We start from the raw sequence: 23605 nt of genomic DNA on the forward strand, positions 1-23605 counted from the left end.
GCCCCGGCGCTTCCCAGAGTCCGGACGACAGGCAGCACACGACGCGCCTCGTCGTTTACCGTAGAAGCCAATCGGGTGAGGTGAAGAGTGCGCGGACGAGTTGCCGGGTGGTTCACAGGCTGGCGCCTATGGCGGCTGCCCTCTCACGTCCGCATGTACGTGCTGCTGGTCAACGTCGTGGCAGTGGGCACCACCCTCGCCACCGCGTGGCTCGCCCCGGTGCACCAGATCGACCTGGTCCGCTTCGGCGTTCTAGCGGTGTGCGCGGCGCTGGCGATCGAGGCGACAAGGCACATCGAGCGGCAGCGCGAGTACAGCCGCGCGCCCACCGTCGCGTACGTCGACACCAAGGCCGTCTGGAGCATCGCCGCCGTGGTGGCGCTGCCCGCGATCCTCGCGTCGGCGATGGTCGTGCTCACCTATGCCGTCGCCTGGTGGCGGGTCTGGCCGCGCGAACGGCCGGTCCTGCCGCACCGCTGGATTTTCTCCTGCGCGTCCGTCCTGTGCGGCACGCAGGCCGCGGTCGCCGTGCTCGCGCTCGGCATGCACGAGTACCCCGGGGTCCTCGCGGGCGGCTTCGGTCCGGGACTGCTCGACCTGGTCGTGTTCGTGCTGGCCGCCGGGCTGCGCTGGGCGATCAACACCGCGCTGGTGATGGTCGCGATCGCACTGTCGAGCCCGCCGCGGTCGTTCGCCGACCTGTTCTCCGGCTTCGGTGACCAGCTGCTCGAAGCGGGCGCGATCGGGCTCGGCCTGGTCACCGCGGCGCTTCTGCTGCTGGCCAACCCGCTGCTCCTGGCAGGCGTCGTGATCGCGCTCGTGGCCTTGCACCGCGGGCTGCTGCTCACCCAGTTCCAGCGCGACGCGCGCACCGACGTCACCACCGGCCTGGCCACCAAACGCTGGTGGCGCACGGTCACCGAGCGCTACCTCGAACGCGCGCGGGCGAACCACGACAGCGTCGGCGTGCTGCTGCTCGACCTCGACCACTTCAAGGCGATCAACGACACCTACGGCCACCCCACCGGCGACCTGGTGCTGCGCGAGATCGCGCTGTCGCTGCGCGACGAGGTCCGCGAGCAGGACGTGTGCGGCCGCTGGGGCGGCGAGGAGTTCGCGATCGCGCTGCCGGACATCCCGAGCGCCGAGCATCTCGGCCACATCGCCGACCGCATCCGCAGGCGGGTCCCGCAGGTGGTCGTCACACTGCCGGACCAGGATTCGGTGATCAGCGACCTGACCGTTTCGATCGGCTGCGCGCTGTATCCGGCCGAGCATCTCGCCAGCGTCGACGACGTGCTGGTGGCCGCCGACGCCGCGCTGTACCGGGCCAAGCAGGCCGGCCGCAACCGGGTGGAGCTGGCGAGCGCTTGACCGCCGCCGGAGGCCCCAGCTAGAACTCGTCGCATGGACTGGACTCTCGAGGTCGTCGTCGTCCCGGTAACCGACGTGGACCGGGCGAAAGCGTTCTACGCCGACCAGGTCGGCTTCCACCTCGACCACGACATCAAGCCCGAGCCGGAACAGCGCCTGGTGCAGCTGACGCCGCCGGGATCGGGCTGTTCGATCGTCCTGGGCAAGGGCGTCGTGCCGGACATGCCGCCGGGGTCGCTCAAGGGCCTGCAGCTGGTCGTCGCCGACGTGCGGAAAGCCCGCGAAGAGCTGGCGGAACGCGGCGTCGAGGTCAGCGACCTGCAGCTCTACGGCCCGGATCCGGGCACCGGCGCGCTCGAAGACCTGGACAACATCGGGTTCGTCCACTTCGCCGATCCCGACGGCAACACCTGGTCGGTCCAGCAGATTTCCGCACGCGCCAAGAGCTAATCCGTGACGGCGGCGGCCAGTTCGGTCCGCGGCACCCGGGCCGCCGCCTGACCGCGCGGCAGCACGAGGTCGACGCGACGTTCGATGGTCGCGTCGGTCAGGGTCTGAGCCCGCACTCGCGCCCCTGTTCGGCGACCGCTTTCGGCAGGAACGCGAGACCCGCGCCACCGGCTACGAGGTCGAGGGCGATGCCCAGTCGTCGGCCTCCTGCGACGGAGCCCAGCGTCCCGGAAAAGCCGGTCCAGATCCGTGTTCGATGAACCGCTGATCAGCGAGATCAGGTCCCGCGGCGCGGGCGCGGACAGCACGGCCACCCGCGACGGCACCGGGCCGCCTGAGCCGGGATCGTCGGGAGCCTGGTGTTCCGCGGACGTCCCTCCGACCGGGTCCGGGGCGCTCGCGGAATGGCTTCCTGATCCGCTGCGGATGCCGTACGTCGTGCTCGGTCTGATTGTGCTGGTTTGCCTCGCGTTCGTGCTGGTGACGCCGAAAACCGTCGACCTGGCTGCGGTGCCTCCGGCGGTCGCTCCCCGGATGAAGCTCCGTCCCGGACAGCACCGCGTGTTCATCGGTGCCGCGCTGCTCGGGTTGGCGGCTTTCGGGGCCACCAGGGTGTTTTCGTCGGTCGGCGCGCTGGTGCCGAAGCGATCCGGCCGGTGACTTCCGCGGCCGGAACCGGCCAATCCGGTGACTCGCGGCGGCGGGCGGTGGGATGCTCTCCCCACCCGAGATCGTCAGGAGCACCGCATGTCCGCCCCACCGGGATTCCCTCCGCACTTCCCCGCTCCGGTGCGGCGCCGGACGAACCTCGCGGCCAGCGTGACCACGGTCGCCCTCGCGGGCTGCACGGTGATCGCGCTGATGTGGTTCGTCATCGTGAACGCGCTGATCTCCGGCACGTTCGAGCAGTGGTCGACCCAGGTGTGGCTGAACGTCATCTGCGGTCTGGTCGCCGCGGTCGCCGTGGTCGTGCCCGCCGGTTTCCTGCTCGCGCGGTACGTCTGGGCGGCGTGGACGCTGTTCGGTCTGTGCCTGCTGTACGCGCTGGTGGCTGCCCTCGTGCCGATGCCGTCGGGCACCAGCTTCGGTGCCCACCTCGACTTCGTTCTCGGTTTCCACAAGAGCAACGGCGTGCCGATCGGGCTGGCGGTGATCTCCGCGTTCCTCACTGCGATCGCCGCGGTCGTCTCCGCGACGGTGCGGTCGCCGAGCGCTAGTCCACCAGCGCGCCGCAGCTGACGTTCACCGTGGCGGCGGTCATCGTGCGGGCCCGGTCAGATGCGACGAACGCCGCTACCGCACCGACGTCCGCCAACGTCGCGGTGCGGCCGAGCATGGTCGGTTCGGCGAGTTCCGCGGCGAGTTCTTCGGCGCCGGGGAAATCCGCTGGGAGGGTTTCCGGGACGCCGCCGGTCCGGAGCGTCACCGTGCGCACGCCGTGTCGGCCTAGTTCGGCGGCGAGCTGACGGCGCATCGCTTCCAGAGCGGCGAATCCGGCTTGCAGGCCGCCGACCGCGTGGTTGCGCACCGGGTCGCCGTCGCCGCCGAAGAGGAGAACTACGCCGCTGCCTTGGCGTTTCATGTGACGACCGGCCGCGCGCATGGTGAGGAAGGTGGTGCGGACGCCGTTGCGCACTGGTTGCTCGTAGTCGGCCAGCGACATCTCGACCATGGGCGTGCCCTGGACGTCGCCGTGGCTGATCACGTTCACCGAGATGTCCAGACTGCCAGCGGCTTCGACTACTGCGTCGGCGTGGGCGTCCACGGATTTCTCGTCGAGCGCGTCGACTACGGCGACGTCGGCGGCACCGCCGGCGGCGCGGATCTCGTCAGCGACTCGCTCCAGCTTCTCGCGAGTGCGTCCGGCCAGGAAGACTCGCGCTCCTTCCTCGGCGAACGCTCGGGCGAACGCGCCGCCGATTCCTCCGCCAGCGCCGTACACGACCGCGTTCTTGCCTTCGAGCAGCATCTTCCGGGCTCCCTTCTAGTGGCTGTCACCAGTGCGTCGAGTGGGGAGCCGGAGAATCGACACTGTTCTCAGGGACGTTTCACGCCCATCGGGTTCGGGACGGCTACACCTCCGTTGTCGATGATCCGCCGGCTCAATGGGGTCGCCAGGTCTAGCACCCGGTCGACGCCTGCCGGACCTAAGGCTTCAAGCGGACCGGCGGCCAGCCGATCGGTGGTTTCTTCGATGCTCCGGCGGACTTCCGTGCCTGCCGCGGTTAATCCTTCGGCATCGAGCAGGCCTCGGTCGACCAGGTTTTCCGTTGCGGCAGCCCATTCCTCGTCGGTCCAACCTCGCGCGCGCTGGACTTGCTCGCGGTTGGTGGCTCCGGTGGCGATGTGGGTCCAGCCCGGTCAGCCCGGAAGTGACCGCGGCCAGGACGTGGCCGTCGCCTCGGTGTTCGCGCAGGACCGCGGTCGCCAGCCACAACCGGGCGAGGGGGCGGTCCGGGGCGGTTACCGCGGACCAAGCCGCGGCGAGCGGTCGTGCATCGAAGTGGCAGGCGGCGGCCGCCTGTTCCAGCAACGCGACCAGCTCGTCCACAATGTCCGGCCCGAGCAGCCGCGCCAACGCCGCTTCGACCGCTTCCACCCGGGTGCGCAGCACGTCGTCCGGCGAGGCGAACGTCCACGCGTCGGGCAGCGCTCGCGAGACCATCCGCGGGGAGAACCCGAAGAACATCGACGTGACCGGTTCCGGGCCGATCGGACCGAGTGGTGCCGCCCGGCCCGCGAAGTAGCCCATCCACCAGCCGCGCAAACCCACGTCCTTCGCCGCCGCCGCGGGTTCTGCGGCGAAGTAGACGACTGCGTGGAGGGGTTCGATGGCTGTCCACAGGTTTCGGGCCGGGTTCGGCTTCATGCGGGCAACTCTAGGCCCGGGGTACGACAAAACCGGTTCCACGCAGGAAAAGCCCGCCGCCCCGAGACCGGGACGGCGGGCTGTGGAGCTAAAAACCTCAGGCGAGCTCGAGGCCGTAGGACTGCAGTTCCAGAGTCAGCGGGTAGAAGTAGCTGGTCTGGGTGTCGCCGCCGGAGAGGGTGCCGAGGCCCTTGTCCCCGTCGTACGCCGGGCCGCCCGAGTCGCCGTGGTCGGTGTGGGCGGTGGTGCCGAATTCGTGGTTCAGGACGCCCACGTCGAAGTTCACCGACTCGTCGACCGAGGTGACCTGGCCGCTGCCGCCGCCGGTCGTCTGGCCCATCTTCTCGATCTGCTCGCCGACGGTCGGCGTGCCGGCGCTCGAGATCTTCTGGCCGGTGTTGATCGCGCCGTCACCGGTGCCGTTCGGGCGGGTCAGCAGGCCGGAGTCGGCTCCGGGGCAGTCGCTTTGCACGACCTGGGCTCCGGAGACGTCGCCGCCGGACCAGGTGCCGCCTTCGTTGGTGCAGTGGCCCGCGGTGAGCATGAACGGCTCGCCGCCCTTGGTCACGTTGAAGCCGAGCGAGCAGGTGAACTGCCCGTTGTTGATCGAGTCGCCGTCCGCGATGTAGGTGGACAGCTTGCCCGAGCGCTGCTCGACGCGCGCCGCGTCGCCCAGCTTCGCCGCCGCCGCGGCGACCTTGTCCTTCGTGGCCTGCGACGCCGAGTCGTAGATCTTCACCACGACCTGGTTGGTCTTGGTGTCGATGCCCCACGACGTCTGCGGCACGTTCTTCACGGTGTCCATCTGGTTCTTCGCGCCGGTGAGGGCGGTGAAGCTGTGCTTGACGAGCTTGGTCGCGAAGCCGGCGGCCTCGGCCTTCTCCTGCGCCGCGGCGTCGGTGACGTTCAGCACCGCCTTGCCGCGTTCGAGGTAGATGCCGCCGTTTCCGGCGCCGAGCGTGTCGGCGACCTGCGTCGCCTGGGTGATCGCCTGTGCCTGCATCTGGGCGAACGCCATCGGGCTTGCCGAGGCGGCGTTCACGCACATGCCCGCGGTCAAGGCCGCGGCCGACAGTGCGGTGAATCCCGCGACGAGCGTCTTCCGGGAAGTCATGGATCTTCCTCCAGGTGGGCTGAACCGACCGGTGGGACGCCCCACACTTTTGTTGCCCGGCAACCAACGCGAAACCGACGAAGGTTGGTTAATAACCAAAAAATGCGGACCAATCGGACACCGCTGCACCGTTCGGACCACCTGGAATAACCCGAACGGCGCCGCTGACCTGCTTCAGTGCTGTCCGGGCCACCGGACGTGCTCGGAGTAGCCCTCGTTCTTGCGCAGGTACCCGGCGATGAACGGGCACACCGGAACGATCACGCCGCCGCGCGCCACGACGTCGTCCAGCGCGGCCTTCGCCAGCACCTTGCCGAGGCCGCGGCCGCCGAACTCGTCGCCGATCTCGGTGTGGGTGAAAATGGTTTCGGTGTCCTTCGGGGTGAATTCGGCGAAGCCGGCGAGCTTGCCGTCCGCATACACTTCGTAGCGGTTTTCGCTGTCGTTGCGCGACACCCGGGGTTCTTCTTCGCTCATTCCGGCATCCTCACACACCGCCGGAGTCCTCGCGCCGCGCTCAGCCTGTGCTTTCCCGCACGAGCAGTTTGTGCGGCGCGACGAATTCTTCGGCGGGCAGCCCTGGATTCTCGATGCGGGCAGCGAGACGTGACACCGCGGTCCGCGCGATGAACGGGGTGTCCAGCGAAACGGTGCTCAACGAGGGTCGCGAATATCGGCCTTCCTCGATGTCGTCGATGCCGATGATCGCCACGTCCTCCGGTACGCGCAGCCCGGCGTCGAACACCGCGCGGATCGCGCCCATCGCCAGCAGGTCGGAATAGCAGAAAATGGCGTCCGGGCACGGAGATTCGCGAAGCAACGACGCGGTGGCCGCATATCCGTCCGCCCGGCCGTAGTGGGCGGCCGTGGCCTGCAGCGCGTTCACCGGTTCCAGGCCGTGCTCGTCGAGCGCCTTGCGGAATCCCTCGGTGCGCTGCAACGGCGTCGCGTACATCTCCTTCGGCTGCGCGCCGATCGCCGCGACGCGAGTACGGCCGCGATCGAGCAGATGCGTGGTCGCGTCGTGGGCCGCGACGACGTTGTCGATCGCCACGTGGTCGAAGCGGCGGTCGAAGACGTGCTCGCCGAGCAGGATCAACGGCGACGAGCGCGCCGGGTCCACGTCGCGCAGTTCGTCGCCCGTCGCGAGCGGCGCGAACAGCATGCCGTCGAACAGATTGCGCCTGCCCCCGCCGCGCAGCAGCTGGCGTTCCCGCTCGTGGTCGTGCCCGGTCTGGTCGATCATCACCTGGAAACCGAGGCTCGCGGCGGCGTCGATGACCTCGCGGGCGAGCTGGCTGAAGTACGGCACGTCGATCTCCGGCACCACCAGCGAGAGCAGCCCGGTCTTGCCGGTGCGCAGCGTGCGGGCGACCGGGTTCGGGATGTAGCCGAGTTCCTCGATGGCCCGCAGCACGCGCTGGCGCATCTTGTCGCTGACGTGCTCGTACCCGCTGACGACGTTCGACACCGTGCGCACCGAAACCTGCGCCCGATCCGCCACGTCCCGCAACGTCGCCGCCATGGAGCCCCCTTCGCCGGAAGTCATCCTACCTTTTGCAACGTGTGCAAGCATGTCGTACAGTTTGCCTACGTTGGCAAATCCACGGCGAGCCCTCTCCGCAAGCCGCGTTGCCGCCGTCCCGCACAAAGGAGTGCCATGAACCCCACTCTCCGACGGAGCGGACGGACAGCCCGCCTCCTCCCCCGCCGCGGCACCGCCGTCGCCGCGGCGGCTCTGCTCGTCACCGGGCTGAGCGCCTGCGGCCCGGACATCAGCTCCGACGCCCCGGCGGCGGGCAATGCCGTGCTGCGAGCCCCGTCCGAGGAGGCGCCTAAGGGCGAGATCACCGTCTGGGACCGCTCCGGCGACCTGTACAAGGTCTTCGACTCGGCGATCAAGAAGTTCACCGCGAAGTACCCCGGCGTCACGGTCAAGCACGAGGCCGTCGACATCGACTCCAAGCTCCAGAACACGCTGATCACCGGCACCGACGTGCCCGACGGCGTCTTCCTCGACGACGCCAAGGTCGGCGGCTACGTCAGCCACCTGTGGAATCTCAAGGACGTGCTCGCGCCCTACACCAAGGACATCGCCAAGCAGAAGGTCGACGTCAACACCGTCGGCGGCGGCATTTACGGCGTGCCTTTCGACCTCGACCCCGGGTTGCTGTTCTACAACGCGAAAGCGCTGAGCGCGGCCGGGATCGACCCGGACGGCATCAAGACCTACGACGATTTGCTCGCGGCGGCGAAGAAATACCAGCAGTTCAAGCCCGGCGCGAAGCCGATCCACCTGGAGCAGAACGCCTTCAACAGCCAGCTCCAGCTCGAGATGTTCGCCAGCCAGCTGGGCACCGGCCTCGCCGGCCCGGACGGCAAGCTGCGGCTGGATTCCCCGCAGTACCACCAGATCCTGACCTGGCTGGACACCGTGCGCAAAGAAGGGCTGGGCACCCGCGCGGAGTACCTCAAGCCCAGCGACGTCAGCGCGCTGGACTCGGCCGACGAGGTCTTCTACCCGTGGGCGATCTGGTTCGACTTCGCCCCGCAGCAGCAGCTGACCGCGACCAAGGGCGACTGGCGGGCGATGCCGTTGCCGGCGTGGACCGCGGGCGGAGCGCGCAGCGGCGCGATGGGCGGTTCGTCGTTCGTCATCCCCAAGGACGCCAAGAACCCCAAGCTGTCCTGGCTGTTCTACCGCTTCCTGATGTTCGATCAGGCCGGCTACACCGCCGTCTACGGCCCGAACGCGGTCTACCCGGGCGGGTTGAACACCTCGGTCCCGGCCTACCTTCCCGCCGCCGATCCGGCGAAACCGCTGTTCCGGCCGATCGACGCGATGGGCGGCCAGGACGTCTGGAAGACCGCCGTCGAAGCCGGCCGGGAAATCCCCGGCGGGGCCCCGATCCCGGCCTGGTGGTCCGGCGCGGTCGACTACCTCGGCACCGACCTGCAGAGAATGCTGGACGGCGCGCTCACCCCGCAGCAGGTGATCGACAAGGCGGGCAAGGACATCCAGACCAACCTGATCGACCGCAAATGACCACTCGTTCCGTTTCCGCCGCGACGAAGGTGTTCCGGGAGCCGGCCGTCGAGCCGCGCACCCGGGCACCCCGTCGGCGGCGGCGCACCCTGCCGTTGCGCCGCCTCCTCGCGCCGTATGTGTTCGTGTTGCCGTTTGTCTTGGTGTTCCTGGCTTTCAGCGTCTACCCGTTGTTCTTCACGCTGCGCCTGAGCTTCACCGACTGGCACGGCTCCGGTGCCGCGCACTGGATCGGCCTCGACAACTACCGCTATCTGCTGACCAGCAGCGGATTCTGGTCGTCGCTCGGCAACTCCGGCGTACTGTGGCTGCTGATCGTCCCGGTTCAGCTGGTGCTGGCGGTGCTCGTCGCGGTGCTGCTCAACGCGATCAAGCGGTTGCGCGGGTTCTACCGGGTGGCGTTCGTCGTGCCGTTCGTGACGCCGCTGGTCGCGGTCGCGCAGATCTGGATCGTGCTGTTCGACCAGAACAACGGCGCGGTGAACGCGATGCTCGGCGCGGTCGGCCTTCCGCCGGTCGGCTGGCTCGTCACGAGCGGGTGGGCCAAACCAACGCTCGCGTTGCTGTTTCTCTGGAAGACCACCGGATTCGTGGTGCTGATCGTCCTTTCCGGACTCCAGCAGATCGACCGCGGCTTGTACGAAGCGGCTTCGCTCGACGGGGCGGGCCGGATGCGGCAGCTGTGGTCGATCACCGTTCCGCTGCTGCGCCGTTCGCTGATGTTCAGCCTCGTTCTGCAGACGCTCGCGGTGTTCCAGATGTTCGCCGAACCGTACGTGGTCACGAAAGGCGGGCCGTACACCTCGACCACGACGGCCGGGCTCTACCTCTACAACCACATCACCCGCGCGGATCTCGGCACTGGGGCGGCGAACTCGTTCCTGCTGGTGATCGTCGTGATGGCGGTGTCGCTGCTTTTCGTCCGGCTGCTCCGAGCGGAGGACTGACATGACCACCCTCGGCGCCCGCGAACGGCGGACGCGGCCCCTTCTCGGTTCGCACGCGTTCCTGCTCGTGCTGACCGTCGCCCTGCTCGCGCCGGTGGCGTGGGCGATCCTGTCTTCGTTCAAACCGGCGGGCGAGATCATCCGGAACCCGCTCGGATTCGACCCGGCGACCCTCACCCTCGCCAATTTCCGCGGGATGTTCCAGGACGTCCCGGTCGGCAGCGGATTCCTCAACACCGGCGCCGTGCTCGTGGCGAAGGGCGCGATCACGATGTTCTGCGCGCCGCTGGCCGCCTACGCGTTCGCGAAATACCGGTTCGCGGGCCGGAACCTGATCTTCGGCGCCGTGCTGCTCACCCTGATGCTGCCGACGATCGTGCTCGTCATCCCGCTGCTTCTGGAGATGAAGGAACTCGGCTGGGTCAACACCTACCAGGCGCTGATCCTGCCCGGTTCGGTCGACGCGTTCGCGATCTTCTGGATGCGCCAGGTGATCGCGGCGGTGCCGGACGAGCTGCTCGACGCCGCCCGCGTCGACGGCTGCGGCGAGTTCGGCATTTTCTGGCGCGTGGTGGTCCCGGCGATCCGGCCGGGTCTCGCCGGGCTCGGCGTGCTGACGATCATGAACATCTACAACGATTTCGTCTGGCCGGTCGTCGCGGCCAGCTCCAGCCGGATGGCCACCCTCCAGGTGGTCCTCTCGACGCTGGCCCAGAACATCTCGGGCAACCGGGTGGACGCCGACTACGCGACCGTGACCGGCGAACTGCTCGCCGCCGCGTCGATCGCGCTCGTCCCGCTGCTGATCCTGTTCATCGTGCTGCAGAAGCACTTCATCAACGGCATCCTCGCCGGAAGCGTAAAGGGCTGACACACCATGACGATTGCCGAGAACGCCGCCTCCCAGACCGCCGCGGAGGCGGTCCCGCGGCCCGGGTACCCGCGTCCCGACCGGGACCGGTCCGCGAGATGGCTGAGCCTCAACGGCCGCTGGCGGTTCGCCGCGGACGACGGTGCGCCCGAGTCGATCATCGTCCCGTTCGCTTGGGAGACTGAGGCTTCCGGCGTGCACCGGACCTGGTTGGAACGCGCGGTCTACGCGCGGACGATCACAGTTCCGCCGGAGTGGACCGGACGCCGGGTGGCACTGTGCTTCGGCGCGGTGCATCACCGGGCGGTCGTCTCGATCGACGGGACGCCCATCGGTTCGCACGTCGGCGGGCACAGCTCGTTCGAGTTCGACGTCACCGACGTGCTGGAGCCGGGCCGCTCCGCCGAGCTGACCGTCGAGGTCGAAGCGCCCGCGGACAAACGCGAAATCCCGCACGGCAAACAGCGTTCGATCCCGCGAGACGACTACGACGGCGTCTCGTTCACGCCGACGTCCGGGATCTGGCAGAGCGTCTGGCTCGAAGCGCGCGGACGCACCTACGCCGCCGAGGTTTCCGTGCGCGGGGATTCGCTGACCGGCTTCGACGTCGCGGGCGAACTCGCCGGGGACGCTCCGGACAGCGCCACCGTGGTCGCGCTCCTGGAGGGCCGCGAGACCGTCCTTTCGGTGCAGGACGGGCGGTTCTCCGGTCGGCTGGAGGTTGCGTCACCACGATTGTGGAGCCCGGAATCGCCACACGTGTACTCCATCGCGCTGACCGTGGGCGAAGGCGACTACGTCGACCAGCTGACCGTGACCGGCGGGCTTCGCCGGATCGAAACGCGCGGCGAAGCGTTGTATCTCAACGGAGAACGGCTGTACGTGCGCGGTGTGCTCGACCAGGGCTACTGGCCGGAGTCGGGGCTCACCGCGCCGGACGACGAAGCTTTGGTCCGCGACCTCGTACTGGCACGGGAACTCGGTTTTTCGCTGGTTCGCAAGCATCTCAAGGCCGAGGAACCACGGTGGCTCGACCACGCCGACCGGACCGGGATGCTGATCTGGGCCGAACCGCCGGCGCCGAGCCGGTTCAGCCCGGCCGCCGCCGCGGCGTTCGAGGCTCAACTGCCGGACCTGGTCCAGCGCGACGGCAACCATCCGTCGATCGTGATCTGGGGGCTGTACAACGAAGAATGGGGCTTGGACTGGGACATCCCGGGCAGCCCGGAGCGCGCCGCCGCGGCCGTGCGCGCCTACGACCTCATGCACTCGCTTGACGACACGCGGCCGATGGTGGAGAACTCCGGCTGGGCGCACGTGAGGACCGACCTGGTCGACTGGCATTACTACGACGAGAACCCGCGCGACTGGGCGGAAAACCTCGCCGCGCTCGCGTCCGGCGCGCGGGAGTCGTTCGAGGTCAAGCTCCGGCCGGATTTCCTGGTCGACAAATCGTTCTACGGTTCGGCTGACTTCCCGCGCTCCGGCGTGCCGGTGCTGAACAGCGAGTACGGTGCCGGGTTCACCAGCCTGGAGCGGGCGTGGCACGTGCGCTGGCAGACTCAGGAAATCCGCAGGCACGACCGGTTTTCCGGCTATATCTACACCGAACTGACCGACGTGGAACACGAAATGGCGGGCCTGCTGGACGCGCACCGGCGGCCGAAGGACTGGGGCGGGCTGGACCCGGCCGACGCCTTCGCGGCGACCACCCTCGTCGTCGACCTCGTACCGGCGCACGCCGGCGCCGATCTGCCGGTCCCGACGGAACCGTTGACCCTCGACGTGCATGTCTCGCACACCGGCCGGGAGCCGATCGCGGGAACCCTGCACGCCGGATGGGGCGCTTCAGGTTCGCGCAACCTGCCCGCGGCGTCGGCTTCCCTTGCCGCGCAAGCGAAACCATTCCGGCTCAGCGACGCGTTCCCGCTGACCGTCCCAGCACCGGGACGTCCGGCGCGACTGCACCTGTGGCTGGAAACGGACGGCAAGGTGACCGCGCGGACCTTTGTGGACGCAGCGGTCGTGGAGGAATTGAACCGGCGCGGCGCGCGGGACTGATCCGTTAAGGGGAAAGGGCGGCCAGCTCGAGCTGGCCGCCCTTTCTGATCAGGCTGGAACGTGCCAGACCTGGGTGAACAAACCGTTGCAGTCATAGATCTGCAACTGCGTGCCGTCCGCGGTCTGCGCCTGCGGATCGTCGAGGCAACGACCCGACTGCGGGTTGTAGATCGACCCGTCCGCCCTTGCCTGCCATTGCTGTGCGGGCGTGCCGAGACAGTCTCGAAGCTCCACTTTGGACGAATTCGCGGTGCCGCCGCCGACAATGTTCAGGCATTTGTCGAAAGCCCGGATCGTGCCGTCGGTTTCCAGCGACCACTGCTGACCCGTCGCGATGCCACAGGTGTAGAGCTGCACCGCGTTGCCGTTGACCGACGTGTTGGTGTTCACGTCGACGCATTTGCCGGTGGTGCCGGGTCCGGTGATCTGGCCCTGCGCGTTCGGCAGCGTCGCCGTGCCGAAGTCCGTTTCGCATTTGCCGGTGGACAAATGCGTGCCCGCGAGCATCAGGAAGGTGTTGCCCGACGGCGCGCCGAGCAACGGCGAGCTGTACCCGGCGCAGGCCGTCTCGCCCGCGTCGTAGCCGCCGGTCGGCGCGGTGGTCACCGGTGTGGTGATCTCCTGCCAGGGGCCGGATCCGAGGTTCCGGTTCACGAACAGCACGTGCCCGTCCTCCGGCTGGATCGCCAGCGAGCCGTCCGTGCCCGCGACGACCCGCTGTCCGGACGCGACGAGGGTCCCGTTCGCGCCGCCCGCCGGCGACCAGGTCAGGTACGGCGTGTGCAGCAGGAACCGGTGGTCGGCTGTCTCGATCCGGGTGCCGAGGCTGCCGGGATTCCACGCTTCGGCGTCCGGAGACGTCTTGAAGTAGACGTCGCACGCCTGGTCCGGATCGAAGCCGGCTTTGCAGTCCTCGTAGGTCATCGCGTAGGTGCCGTTGGGCAACGGGACGACAGTGGCCATCCCGGGCCGCTCGACGCCGTTCTGAATCGCGACGTCGTAGACCTCGTTGCCCCAGGTCAGGCCGCCGTCGGTGGAGACCGCGTGGGCGAGCACCTGGGGGTAGTTGCCGACCGACGGGCGTTCGTCGGAGAAGTAGCAGATGAGCCCGTGATCGGTGGTGGCGAACTCCGGCTCCCAGATTCCGTGGCCGGTCGTGTTCGCCATCCCGGATTCGGCCGCGCACGAGCTTCGGTAAGTCCAGCTCGCGCCCTGGTTGGTGGATACGAAGACCTCGACCGCCTGCTGCGTGTAGTCGCCGTGGTTCCAGGCAGTGCCCGCGGCGAGCAGCGTGCCGGCCGGCAGCGACCCCTCGGCGCGCGGCAGTTCGTACAGCGTCGGGCCGTCGAGATCCCAGCCGTGCTGGGTGTCGGTGACCGTGCTGATCGGCGAGGACGTCCAGGTGACGCCGTTGTCGGTCGAGCGGTAGACCGGGAAGTTCGCCTTCCCGACGCCGGTGCCGGAGTGGGAGAAGGTAGCCAGCAGAGTGCCGTTCGCGCTGCCGTTGTGCGCGAGGCGGATGACGCGCGGATAGCTCGCGTCCTCAGTGGAACCACTGGCGGTGCTGGGCCGGTAGAGCACCCCGCCGGAGGTGGTGGCCGCGGTGGCGGTGCCCGCCGGGAACGCGACCGCGACGGCGGCACCGAGCACGACAGCGGCGACCAGCGCACAGCGCCGTCTCGGACGGGATCGGGAGGTGAGGGGACCAGGCGACATAAGCGTCACTCCTAGGACGGGACGGCGCCACAACCTCCTGGCGACTCCCCTTCCCGGCACAACGGCCCGCACGCGGCAGGTCCGCCGTCGCGCGCGAAGCTTCTCGGGAGGTGGCCCCCGGTGGGATCCAGGCCGCTTTGCCATCGTATGAAAATCTGAGAATACTCCGATTTGCACACGTTGCAAGAATCTGTCCGGCGGACAATTGGCACCGCCCGCCCGCACCCGGATGTCGGCCCGCCGTCCACCGACGAGCGACGCGGGAGCACGCAGCGGAGGCCCCGCGGCGGACCGCGCTGGTCCGCACGGGCGATCCCCGAAATCGGCGGAGTGGCAGCACTTCCGCCACGCCGGTCCGGTCTGTTTGCCTCGTGGAGTCGGCACCACCGACTGCGAGGGGAGCACGCGTGCAGCCGTTCGTCCTGCCCGAGTTCTATCTGTCGTACCCCGCCCGGTTGAACCCGCACCTGGACGGCGCGCGGAAGCACAGCAAGGCGTGGGCATACTCGATGGACATGATCGACGTGCCCCAGCACGGCACCGTCATCTGGGACGAGCACGACCTCGACTCCCACGACTACGCGCTGTTGTGTTCTTACACCCACCCCGACGCCGCCCCGCGGGAACTCGACCTGGTCACCGACTGGTATGTCTGGGTATTTTACTTCGACGACCATTTCCTGGAACTCTTCAAACGCACCGGCGACATCGACCACGCGCGCGATTACCTGGACCGCATCGCTCGCTTCATGCCCGCCGAAGGCGAAATCACCGAAACCCCGGAAAACCCCGTCGAACGCGGCCTGACCGACCTGTGGAACCGCACCGTGCCACACCGCTCGGCAGGCTGGCGGCGCCGCTTCCGCGAAAGCACGCGCAACCTGCTCGACGAATCGCTGTGGGAACTCGCCAACATGAACGAGGGCCGCGTCGCGAACCCGATCGAATACGTCGCGATGCGCCGCAAAGTCGGCGGCGCACCCTGGTCGGCCAACCTGATCGAACATTCCCTCGACGCCGAAGTCCCCGACGAAATCGCGGCAAAACGCCCGATGGAAGTCCTGCGCGACTGCTTCGCCGACGCCGTGCACCTGCGCAACGACCTCTTCTCCTACCAGCGAGAAGTCGAGGACGAGGGCGAACTCTCCAACAGCGTCCTGGTCTTCGAAAAGTTCCTTGACTGCACCACCCAGCAGGCCGCGGACGCGGTAAACGACCTCCTCACCTCGCGCCTGCACCAATTCGAACACACCGCGCTCACCGAAGTCCCCGCCCTATTCGAAGAACACCGCGTGAAACCAGCCGGACGAGCCGAAACATTCGCGTACGTCAAAGGCTTGCAAGACTGGCAATCCGGCGGACACGAATGGCACCTTCGCTCAAGCCGCTACATGAACGAGGGCGCCCTAGACGCCCACGGCGGCCCAGAATTGCTAGGCGGCCCGTCCGGACTCGGCACCTCCGCAGCCCGAATCTTCCGTTCCATCGCCACCACCGCCCCACAACGCGCACGAGCTTTCACACACCAGCCCTATGAACAACTTGGCCCAGTCACCCTGCCCACTCTGACTCTGCCGTTCCCCTTGCGACTCAGCCCGCACCTAGCCGCGGAACGCAAGAAAATCGCAGACTGGCCGCAACGAACGGGCCTGCTGTCCGAATCGGTTTGGGACGCCACCCGTCTGCGCGCCTCAGACCTACCACTAGCCGCCGCAGGCATCTGCCCCGACGCTCCCGCGGAACAACTGTCCCTCACCACCGACTGGCTCACCTGGGGAACCTACGCCGACGACTACTACGCAGAAGTCTTCGCACACGACCTGCCCGCGGCTCGACTGGCCACCGAACGCCTGAAACTCTTCATGCCGACCAACGGCGAACCCCCGCCCCCACCGCTGACCGCACTCGAAACCGGCCTCTCCGACCTGTGGCAACGCACCGCCTGCCCCTTGAGCCCCACCGAACGCGAAACCTTCTGCGGCACGGTCGAGGAGATGATCGACGCGTGGGTGTGGGAACTGGCCAACCAAGCCCAAAACCGCATCCCGGACCCGATCGACTACGTCGAAATGCGCCGCCAAACCTTCGGCTCCAACCTGGTGACAAGCATCAGCCGGCTCACCAACAGCCGCAGCGTGCCCGCGGAAATCCACCGCAACCGAGTCATCGAAGCACTGGAGGATTCGGCCGCCGACTACGCCTGGCTGATCAACGATTTGTTCTCCTACCGCAAGGAAATCGAATACGAAGGCGGCCTGCACAACGCAGTGCTGGTGGTCCGATCGTTCCTGGACGCAGAACAAGATCAAGCCCTGCGCATAGTCGCCAACCTGGCAGAAGCAAGACTGACCGAATTCCAGCACGCGGTCGATGTCGGACTGCCAAGCCTCTTCGCCGACTACGGCCTGGACGCGGAAGCGCAAGACACGCTCACCGACTACGCGGACCTGCTGAAGAACCTGATGACCGGAATCGCGAACTGGCACCAGGCATGCGCCCGGTACACCGACGAAGAACTGGACCGAGTCCGAGACGCACGAGTCTCCACCGAACCGAGCGACACCGCGGAACACCCCGCCGCCCCGAAAGCCCTGCTGCATCCAGGCTGCACTGGCACCGAACCAGTCCCGATCGGCACCGGAACCCGCCTCCACCCCCATGGCCCGACCGGCCTGGGCACCCAATCCCTGCATATCCCCGCACCCGCCGACGTCACGACCCACTGAAGACGTGAGGGGAACCTTCACGGACTTAGATTCCCTCAAGGGGCCCTTCACGGACTTAGATTCCCTCAAGGGGCCCTTCACGGACCCGTCCCACCGCCGCCGCGATGCGACCCAAGCCGCGCACCCACCCACCAAACCGCAGCCGACGCACCCAACAAACCAGGCACCCACACCACCGCAGCCCGCGCACCCACACCACCCCCGGGCCACCTCAGCCCGCGCACCCAACTCACCACCGCACCCACACCACCGCGCACCACCACAACCCGCGCACCCAACTCACCACCGCACCCACACCACCGCAGCCAACGCACCCAACCAGCGAGGCACCCACACCACCCCCCGCACCCCGATACGAAGCCAAAAATGCGGTCTGAGGGTGCTTGTCAAGGCATCTTTCCCGCCTTGACAAGCACCCTCAGACCGTCATCACAATCAAGCTTCGGGGTGCCCCACACACGCACCCGGGCGCAATGTCGCCGCCAGGCGACGAGCCACCCCCGCACAACCACCCCCAAAACGGTGCCCCCCCCACCACTCCACCGAGCATCCCACGACACATCCAGCAATACTCGAACCCGTGACCAGCCCGAACCTCCACTTCCTAGGCCACGCGACCACCCGCGTGGAACTAGCCGGCCAGGTCGCCCTGACCGACCCAGTCCTCACCCGCTGGATCGGCCTCCTCACCCGAGTAGTCCCCAAACCCGACCTCACCGCCTGGACCGGAGTAGACCTCGTCCTCATCTCCCACCTCCACGGAGACCACCTCCACCTCCCCTCCCTGAACCTCCTCGGCAAGACCACCAGAATCGTCGTCCCCCGAGGCGCCGGATCCTGGCTGGCCAAACGAGGCTTCACCGAGGTGGAAGAACTCTCCCCAGGCCAGACCACCACCTCCGGCCCCCTGAAAATCACTGCCACCGAAGCGATCCACTCCGGCCACCGCTGGGGCCCCCGCCTCACCCACGGCCCGCAAAGCCCGGCCCTGGGCCACCTCCTGGAAGCCGACAACACCCGGATCTACTCGGCAGGCGACACCGACCTCTTCCCCGTCATGGCCGACCTTGGCCCGGTAGACGTAGCCCTCCTCCCGGTCTGGGGCTGGGGCCCCAACCTCGGCCCCGGCCACCTCACCCCGGAACGAGCCGCCGAGGCCGCCGCTCTCCTGCAGGCCCGCGCCGCGGTCCCGGTCCACTGGGGCACCCTCGCCGTCCCCGGCATCCACCGCACCGCCAAAATGCGCCGGCTCCTCGTGGAACCCCCGCGCACCTTCGCGCACCACGTCCGTTGCCTGGGCCTGGACACCAAGGTCCTGCACACCCGCCCCGGCTCCGACGTCCTGCTCCCCACCCGCGAGGAGCGCGGGTGAACTGGACAGACCCGTCAGCGATCGGCTACCCGGCGCTGTTCGGCGGAGTACTGCTCGGCTCCGTCATCCCGATCGTCCCGACCGGCGCGCTCGTCGGCGCGGCGGCCGCGGTCGCGATGACCACAGTCCACCTCTCGCTCCCCCTGGTGATCCTGCTGGCCGTGGCAGGCGCATACCTAGGCGACGTGATCACCTTCGCCGTCCCGAGATTCGGCAGCGAACCGCTGCTGCGCTTCGTAGAACGACGCCAGCAAGCCGAACGCCTCGCGAAGGGCCGCGAGCAGTTCGCGAGAAGAGGCTGGCAACTGGTGGTGATCGGCCGCCTGGTACCCGCCGGACGGATCCCGGTGCTGCTCGCCGCGGGCACGCTCGGCTACCCCTGGCGCAAGTTCCTGCCGTCCGGCCTGCTCGCCTGCGTCCTCTGGGCAGTGGCGTACTCGCTGCTGGGCATCCTCAGCGGCGGCATCTTCGACTCGCCGCTCATCGCGACGCTGCTCGCCACCGTCCTGGTGCTGCTGGTGACCGTGCTGACCACGCTGATCTCCAAGAAACGGGCGGCCAGCCAGACCGGAGGACACCGATGACGACACCTGCTCCGGCGAAGGGCCGGTTGCTGCGCGGCGGCCGGGTCGTCGCGCGGGTCCTGCTGGTCTGGGTGGCGGTCACCGGCGCGCTGCGACTGCTCGACGCGTGGCTCGACGGGTTCAGCATGCAATCGTGGTGGCAGCCGACGGTGTGCGCGCTGATCCTCGGTCTGCTCGTCTCCGTGGTGTGGCCGCTCGTGGTGCGGGTGGCGTGGCCGATCGCGTACTTCACTCTCGGCGTCGGCACGTACATCCTGCTCAGCGCCGCGGCCTTGGCGATCCTGCAGGCCGTGCCCGGCGTTGAGCTGCACGGCTTCTCGACGGCGGTCGTCATCACCGTCGCGATGTCCGCGGTGGGCGCGGTGATCTCGAGCGTGCTGGCCGTCGACGAGGACGAGATCTTCTTCCGTCGCGCCGCGCGCCGTCGGCGGAAAGCGAAGCACCGCACCGATTTCGCCGATCAACCGCCCGGCGTGGTCTTCCTTCAGATCGACGGGCTGGGCTACGACACCGTCCGCCGCGCTGTCCGGGACGGCGACATGCCGACCTTCGCCGCGTGGCTGTCCGAGGGCACGCATTCGCTCACCCGCTGGCACACCGACTGGAGTTCGCAGACCGGCGCGAGCGTCTGCGGGATCCTGCACGGTTCCAACCACGACATCCTCGGTTTCCGCTGGTATGAAAAGGATCGCGACCACGTCATGGCGTGCGCGCATCCGTCCGACGCGGCCGAGATCGAGCGGCGGCACAGCGACGGGCGCGGGCTGCTGTCGATCGGCGGCGCGAGCCACGGCAACCTCTTCTCCGGCGACGCCCCGCATGTCAGCCTGACCATGAGTTCAGTGCCGGTCCTCACTCCGCGCAAACGTCGGCGGGGCCGGGTCGGCGCTGGGTATCGCGCCTACTTCGCCAACCCGATCAACGCGTTGCGCACCTTCGGTGTCGCGCTCGCCGACGTCGTCCGCGAGCTATCCGCGGCGGCCAAACAACGACGCGCCGGCGTGCTGCCGCGGATCCCGCGCGGCGGGTTCTATCCGCTCGCCCGGCCAGGCACGACGGTGATCGCGCGCGACGTCGTGGTGTCCGCGATCATCGGCGACATGCTCGCCGGACGGCCGGTGGTGTACGCCGATTTCCTCGGCTACGACGAGGTCGCGCACCACTCCGGCATCGAACGGTTCGACACGCTGGAGGTGCTGCGGTCGATCGACCAGCAGTTCGCGCGGCTGCTGCGGGCCGGTCGGCTCTCGCCGCGGAAGTACCACATCGTCGGGCTGTCGGACCACGGGCAGACCCAAGGCCAGGCGTTCGTCGACCGGTTCGGCGAGACTGTCGAGTCGCTGATCGGACGGCTCTGCGGCGGCGAACCTGTTGCCGAGCAAGGAAAACGCCGGCAGGCGGAAAGCTGGCAGGTCAACGCCGCGCTGGCCGAGGCGACCGCGACCGGCGGCCTGATCGCGCGACGGCTGCGGGCCCGGGTCGAAGGCGCGGAAGGAGCCGAGAACCGGCCGCGCACCGCGACCGGCTCGCCGGGCCAGGTCACGCGCGTGGCTCCCGGGGTCGTCGCCGTGGTGTCCGGGCACCTGGCGATGGTGTCGTTCACCGAACACGAGGGCCGGGTCGAACTGGAGACGATCGAACGCGAGTACCCGGACCTGCTGCCGACGCTGGTCGACCACGAGGGCGTCGGGTTCCTGCTGGTCCGCAGCCGCGAGTTCGGCCCGGTGGTGCTGGGCCGCGACGGGTTGAAGCGGCTGGCCACCGGTGTCGTGATCGGCGAAGACCCGCTGGCCGGCTACGGCCCGTACGCCGCCGACCTGGTCCAGCGGGTCGACAGCTTCCCGCATTGCGCGGACATCATGATCAACAGCCGGTACGACGCGGACTCCGACCAGTCCTCGCCGTTCGAACGGCACGTCGGCTCGCACGGCGGGCTCGGCGGACCGCAGCAGCGCGGCTTCCTGCTGCATCCGCGAGAATTCCCAGCGCCCGGCGAACCCGTCGGCGCGGAGGCGGTGCACCGCGTGTTCCGCGACTGGCTCACCTTCCTCGGCCACCCGGAACCCGGTGCGGCCGAAGAAAAATCCCCTGTCGTCCCCTCGGAGGTAGTGTCATGAGCAACCCGATCGTCTACGGCGCGAGCTGGTGCCCGGACGTCAAACGCAGCCGCGCGCTGCTCGACGCGAAGGGCGTCGAGTACGACTACGTGGACGTCGAGGCCGACCCCGCCGCCGAAGCCCGCGTACGCGAACTGCAGGACGGCGCTCGCCGGATCCCGACCATCGTCTTCGCGGACGGCAGCCACCTCGTGGAACCGAGCGACGACGAGCTGAACGCCCACCTGTCGCGGTGACCCCGCTGACGGAACTCCCACTGGGCACGCGGGTTGTCGTGCGATGCCGGATCGAGGGCGGGTTCACCGACGCCCTCGGTCCCTTGCGCGCCCGCGACGCCGACACCTGCACTGTCGAGACCAAACGAGGCTTGGTCGTCGTCCCGCTGGCCGCGGTGGTCGCCGCCAAACCCGTGCCGCCACCGCCCCAGCGAAAATCGGCCGCGCCGAACCTCTGACGACGACCGGCCCGAGCGGTCGCGGAGCTCATCGACCGGGGCCACCGCCAGATCTCCCGGGCGCCTGGATCTCACCCGGATCCAGGCGCTGGCGACCGTCGCCGCCCGAGGACCCGTCCGTCCCGGCGAGATCGCCGCCGAGGTCCTCGCTGAGCGCCAGGCCGCGACCAGTACCAGTGCCCGTCCAGCGGGCACGGGTGCTGCTGGCCGTCGTGGCGGTCAGTCATCTGGTGGCGCCCGCCAGCACCCCGATTTCGCCGCGGCCGAAATCGATCGGTCCGGGGAAGAAGCGGAAATCGAGTGGCCCGCCCGCGCCGAATTTGTGACGATCACCGGATGCGCACCTTCGACGAACTGGTGGACGAGGCCGCGTCGGTGTCCGTGGCCGGCTGGGATTTCTCGTGGCTCGACGGCAGGGCGAGCGAGCAACGGCCGTCTTGGGGGTATCAGCGGCTGCTCGGCGAACGGCTGCGGGACGTCCAGTCCGTTGTGGACATCCAGACCGGCGGCGGTGAGGTGCTGGCAGGCGTGCCGGTGCTGCCGCCGTTGACGGTCGCCACCGAATCGTGGCCGCCCAACATCGAGAAGGCCGCCGCGTTGCTCGAACCGCGGGGTGCGACCGTCGTCGCGGACACTGACGAGCCGCCGCTTCCGTTTCAGGACAACACGTTCGAAATGGTCGTCAGCAGGCATCCGGTCACTGTCTGGTGGGACGAGATCAAACGCGTCCTCCAGCCCGGCGGCAGTTATCTGTCGCAACAGGTCGGGCCGTGGAGTGTGTTCGAGCTGGTCGAGTACTTCCTCGGGCCGCAGCCGCCAGAGGTGCGCAACGGCCGCCATCCGGACCGCGCGAAGGCCGCGGCGGAGAAGGCCGGGCTTGAGGTGGTGGATCTGCGCTTCGAGGAACTGCGCACCGAGTTCCACGACATCGGCGCGGTGATTTACTTCCTGCGCAAGGTGATCTGGATGGTGCCGGGGTTCACTGTGGACGAGTATCTGCCGCGGTTGCGGGAGCTGCACGAGGAGCTGCGGAAGGGGCCGTTCGTCGCGACGACTACTCGGTACCTGATCGAGGCGCGCAAGCGATAGCCGCCTCGATCCCGTCCGCCAGCACCGCCACGCCGGCTTCGAAGCTCAGCCGCGCTTCATGCTCCAAATAGGACACTCCGACGGGCGGTGGCGGCGAACTCTCCTTGCCCAGCCGAGCGACATTCGGGTACCGCTCCGCCAGATCCGGAGCCAGCTCACCGAGCGCTGAGGTCCGCGCCCGCCACCAGTCCTCATCGGACAGTCCGGTTTCCTTCAGCGCCAACCGCGATTCGGCGGCGATCTGCACCGCGCCGCGCACCACGTTGAGCAGCGCGCCCACCAGCCGTCGCACCTGACCGGCGGGAAGGCCGGTCGCGAACAGCACCCGCAGCACCGTCTCCTGCATTCGGAACTCCCCCGGACCCAGCACCGGCCGCGCGTAGGAAACCTGCAGCAGCCACGGGTGTCGCAAATGGAATTCCCACAGGTCACCGGCCAGCTCGAACACTGCGGGACGCCATCCGCCGGACAGGTCGTGGTCGTCGCGCAGATCGCCGAACACCTGGTCGCACATCAAGTCGATCAGCTCGGTCTTGCTCGGCACGTACGTGTACAGCGCCATCGCCGTGCGCCCGAGCCGCTCCCCGACCGCGCGCATCGACAACGCCGACATGCCCTCGGCGTCCGCGAGTTCGATCGCCGCGCCCACGATGAGGTCCACGCTCAGCGCGGGTTTCGGCCCCGGTGCGCTGCGCGGTTCGCTGCCCGCGCGCCACAGCAATTCCATCGAACGGCGGGCGTCGCCCTGCCCCGCGAACACGACCACCGGCGGACCCCTTTCCCCTTACAGGATAAAGGACCGCCGGGGCCGCTCG

General features: G+C 68.6%; 21 protein-coding genes and 1 pseudogene. 15 read left to right on the forward strand and 7 right to left on the reverse strand.

Annotated features, from left to right (window positions below):
• The first annotated feature begins 87 nt into the window (after nucleotides 1-87).
• From ACZ7SW_RS17940 to ACZ7SW_RS17955, 4 genes are all read left to right on the forward strand, one after another.
• Nucleotides 88-1374 carry a GGDEF domain-containing protein gene (locus ACZ7SW_RS17940; RefSeq protein WP_470231523.1) on the forward strand — a complete coding sequence of 429 codons (1287 nt, stop codon included), beginning with the start codon at nucleotides 88-90 and terminating at the stop codon, nucleotides 1372-1374.
• 33 nt (nucleotides 1375-1407) lie between these two features.
• Entirely contained in the window at nucleotides 1408-1824 is a 417-nt protein-coding gene (locus ACZ7SW_RS17945) for a VOC family protein (RefSeq protein ID WP_470231524.1), read from the forward strand.
• Between the two features lie 249 nt (nucleotides 1825-2073).
• Complete coding sequence (locus tag ACZ7SW_RS17950; protein ID WP_470231525.1) at nucleotides 2074-2484, forward strand: hypothetical protein; 411 nt, start codon at nucleotides 2074-2076, stop codon at nucleotides 2482-2484.
• An 87-nt stretch (nucleotides 2485-2571) separates the two neighbouring features.
• Nucleotides 2572-3063, forward strand: a complete 492-nt coding sequence (locus ACZ7SW_RS17955) for a hypothetical protein (protein ID WP_470231526.1) — start codon at nucleotides 2572-2574, stop codon at nucleotides 3061-3063.
• Here the strand turns inward: ACZ7SW_RS17955 and ACZ7SW_RS17960 are convergent.
• The 5 genes and pseudogenes from ACZ7SW_RS17960 to ACZ7SW_RS17980 all read right to left on the reverse strand — a co-directional run bounded on the left by ACZ7SW_RS17960 (nucleotide 3038) and on the right by ACZ7SW_RS17980 (nucleotide 7332).
• Entirely contained in the window at nucleotides 3038-3793 is a 756-nt protein-coding gene (locus ACZ7SW_RS17960; protein ID WP_470231527.1) for an SDR family NAD(P)-dependent oxidoreductase, read from the reverse strand. The genes ACZ7SW_RS17955 and ACZ7SW_RS17960 overlap by 26 nt on opposite strands.
• A gap of 164 nt (nucleotides 3794-3957) precedes the next feature.
• A pseudogene (locus ACZ7SW_RS17965) lies at nucleotides 3958-4693 on the reverse strand (SCO6745 family protein); the annotation flags it as partial.
• A gap of 97 nt (nucleotides 4694-4790) precedes the next feature.
• Complete coding sequence (locus ACZ7SW_RS17970) at nucleotides 4791-5807, reverse strand: S1 family peptidase (RefSeq protein ID WP_470231528.1); 1017 nt, start codon at nucleotides 5805-5807, stop codon at nucleotides 4791-4793.
• Between the two features lie 174 nt (nucleotides 5808-5981).
• The gene (locus ACZ7SW_RS17975; protein ID WP_470231529.1) at nucleotides 5982-6302 is read right to left on the reverse strand and encodes a GNAT family N-acetyltransferase; all 321 of its coding nucleotides are present in this window, start codon (nucleotides 6300-6302) and stop codon (nucleotides 5982-5984) included.
• A gap of 22 nt (nucleotides 6303-6324) precedes the next feature.
• Entirely contained in the window at nucleotides 6325-7332 is a 1008-nt protein-coding gene (locus tag ACZ7SW_RS17980) for a LacI family DNA-binding transcriptional regulator (RefSeq protein ID WP_470231530.1), read from the reverse strand.
• A gap of 135 nt (nucleotides 7333-7467) precedes the next feature.
• Between ACZ7SW_RS17980 and ACZ7SW_RS17985 the strand changes: the two genes are divergently transcribed.
• From ACZ7SW_RS17985 to ACZ7SW_RS18000, 4 genes are read left to right on the forward strand one after another with little or no spacing between them, the layout of a single operon-like run.
• A complete protein-coding gene (locus ACZ7SW_RS17985) occupies nucleotides 7468-8853 on the forward strand; it encodes an ABC transporter substrate-binding protein (RefSeq protein ID WP_470231531.1) in 1386 nt (461 codons plus the stop codon).
• On the forward strand, nucleotides 8850-9800 hold the full coding sequence (locus ACZ7SW_RS17990) for a carbohydrate ABC transporter permease (RefSeq protein WP_470231532.1): 951 nt from the start codon (nucleotides 8850-8852) through the stop codon (nucleotides 9798-9800). The genes ACZ7SW_RS17985 and ACZ7SW_RS17990 overlap by 4 nt, the downstream gene beginning before the upstream one ends.
• Nucleotide 9801: 1 nt before the next feature.
• Nucleotides 9802-10671: a carbohydrate ABC transporter permease gene (locus tag ACZ7SW_RS17995; protein ID WP_470231533.1), complete on the forward strand. Its 870-nt coding sequence runs from the start codon at nucleotides 9802-9804 to the stop codon at nucleotides 10669-10671.
• A gap of 6 nt (nucleotides 10672-10677) precedes the next feature.
• Entirely contained in the window at nucleotides 10678-12732 is a 2055-nt protein-coding gene (locus tag ACZ7SW_RS18000) for a glycoside hydrolase family 2 protein (protein ID WP_470231534.1), read from the forward strand.
• 48 nt (nucleotides 12733-12780) lie between these two features.
• On the opposite strand, the gene ACZ7SW_RS18005 is transcribed toward ACZ7SW_RS18000, so the two are convergent.
• Complete coding sequence (locus ACZ7SW_RS18005) at nucleotides 12781-14448, reverse strand: ricin-type beta-trefoil lectin domain protein (protein ID WP_470231535.1); 1668 nt, start codon at nucleotides 14446-14448, stop codon at nucleotides 12781-12783.
• Between the two features lie 407 nt (nucleotides 14449-14855).
• Here ACZ7SW_RS18005 and ACZ7SW_RS18010 point away from each other — a divergent pair, with 407 nt between their 5' ends.
• The 7 genes from ACZ7SW_RS18010 (at nucleotide 14856) to ACZ7SW_RS18040 (ending at nucleotide 22790) form a co-directional block, all read left to right on the forward strand.
• Nucleotides 14856-17174: a terpene synthase family protein gene (locus ACZ7SW_RS18010; protein ID WP_470231536.1), complete on the forward strand. Its 2319-nt coding sequence runs from the start codon at nucleotides 14856-14858 to the stop codon at nucleotides 17172-17174.
• Nucleotides 17175-17754: 580 nt separating this feature from the next.
• Nucleotides 17755-18546 (forward strand): MBL fold metallo-hydrolase, encoded by a 792-nt coding sequence (locus ACZ7SW_RS18015; protein WP_470231537.1) that lies wholly within the window; start codon nucleotides 17755-17757, stop codon nucleotides 18544-18546.
• A complete protein-coding gene (locus ACZ7SW_RS18020) occupies nucleotides 18543-19130 on the forward strand; it encodes a DedA family protein (RefSeq protein ID WP_470231538.1) in 588 nt (195 codons plus the stop codon). The genes ACZ7SW_RS18015 and ACZ7SW_RS18020 overlap by 4 nt, the downstream gene beginning before the upstream one ends.
• A complete protein-coding gene (locus ACZ7SW_RS18025) occupies nucleotides 19127-21247 on the forward strand; it encodes a phage holin family protein (protein ID WP_470231539.1) in 2121 nt (706 codons plus the stop codon). Before ACZ7SW_RS18020 ends, ACZ7SW_RS18025 begins: the two co-directional genes overlap by 4 nt.
• On the forward strand, nucleotides 21244-21483 hold the full coding sequence (locus ACZ7SW_RS18030) for a glutaredoxin family protein (protein ID WP_101435567.1): 240 nt from the start codon (nucleotides 21244-21246) through the stop codon (nucleotides 21481-21483). Before ACZ7SW_RS18025 ends, ACZ7SW_RS18030 begins: the two co-directional genes overlap by 4 nt.
• Nucleotides 21480-21701 (forward strand): putative acetyltransferase, encoded by a 222-nt coding sequence (locus tag ACZ7SW_RS18035; protein WP_470231540.1) that lies wholly within the window; start codon nucleotides 21480-21482, stop codon nucleotides 21699-21701. The genes ACZ7SW_RS18030 and ACZ7SW_RS18035 overlap by 4 nt, the downstream gene beginning before the upstream one ends.
• 336 nt (nucleotides 21702-22037) lie before the next feature.
• Entirely contained in the window at nucleotides 22038-22790 is a 753-nt protein-coding gene (locus tag ACZ7SW_RS18040; protein WP_470231541.1) for a methyltransferase domain-containing protein, read from the forward strand.
• Here the strand turns inward: ACZ7SW_RS18040 and ACZ7SW_RS18045 are convergent.
• Nucleotides 22756-23556 (reverse strand): TetR/AcrR family transcriptional regulator, encoded by an 801-nt coding sequence (locus ACZ7SW_RS18045; RefSeq protein WP_470231542.1) that lies wholly within the window; start codon nucleotides 23554-23556, stop codon nucleotides 22756-22758. The two genes, ACZ7SW_RS18040 and ACZ7SW_RS18045, sit on opposite strands and share 35 nt — an antisense overlap.
• Between the last annotated feature and the right edge of the window lie 49 nt (nucleotides 23557-23605).

The organism is Amycolatopsis sp. NPDC114484, from assembly GCF_055633755.1.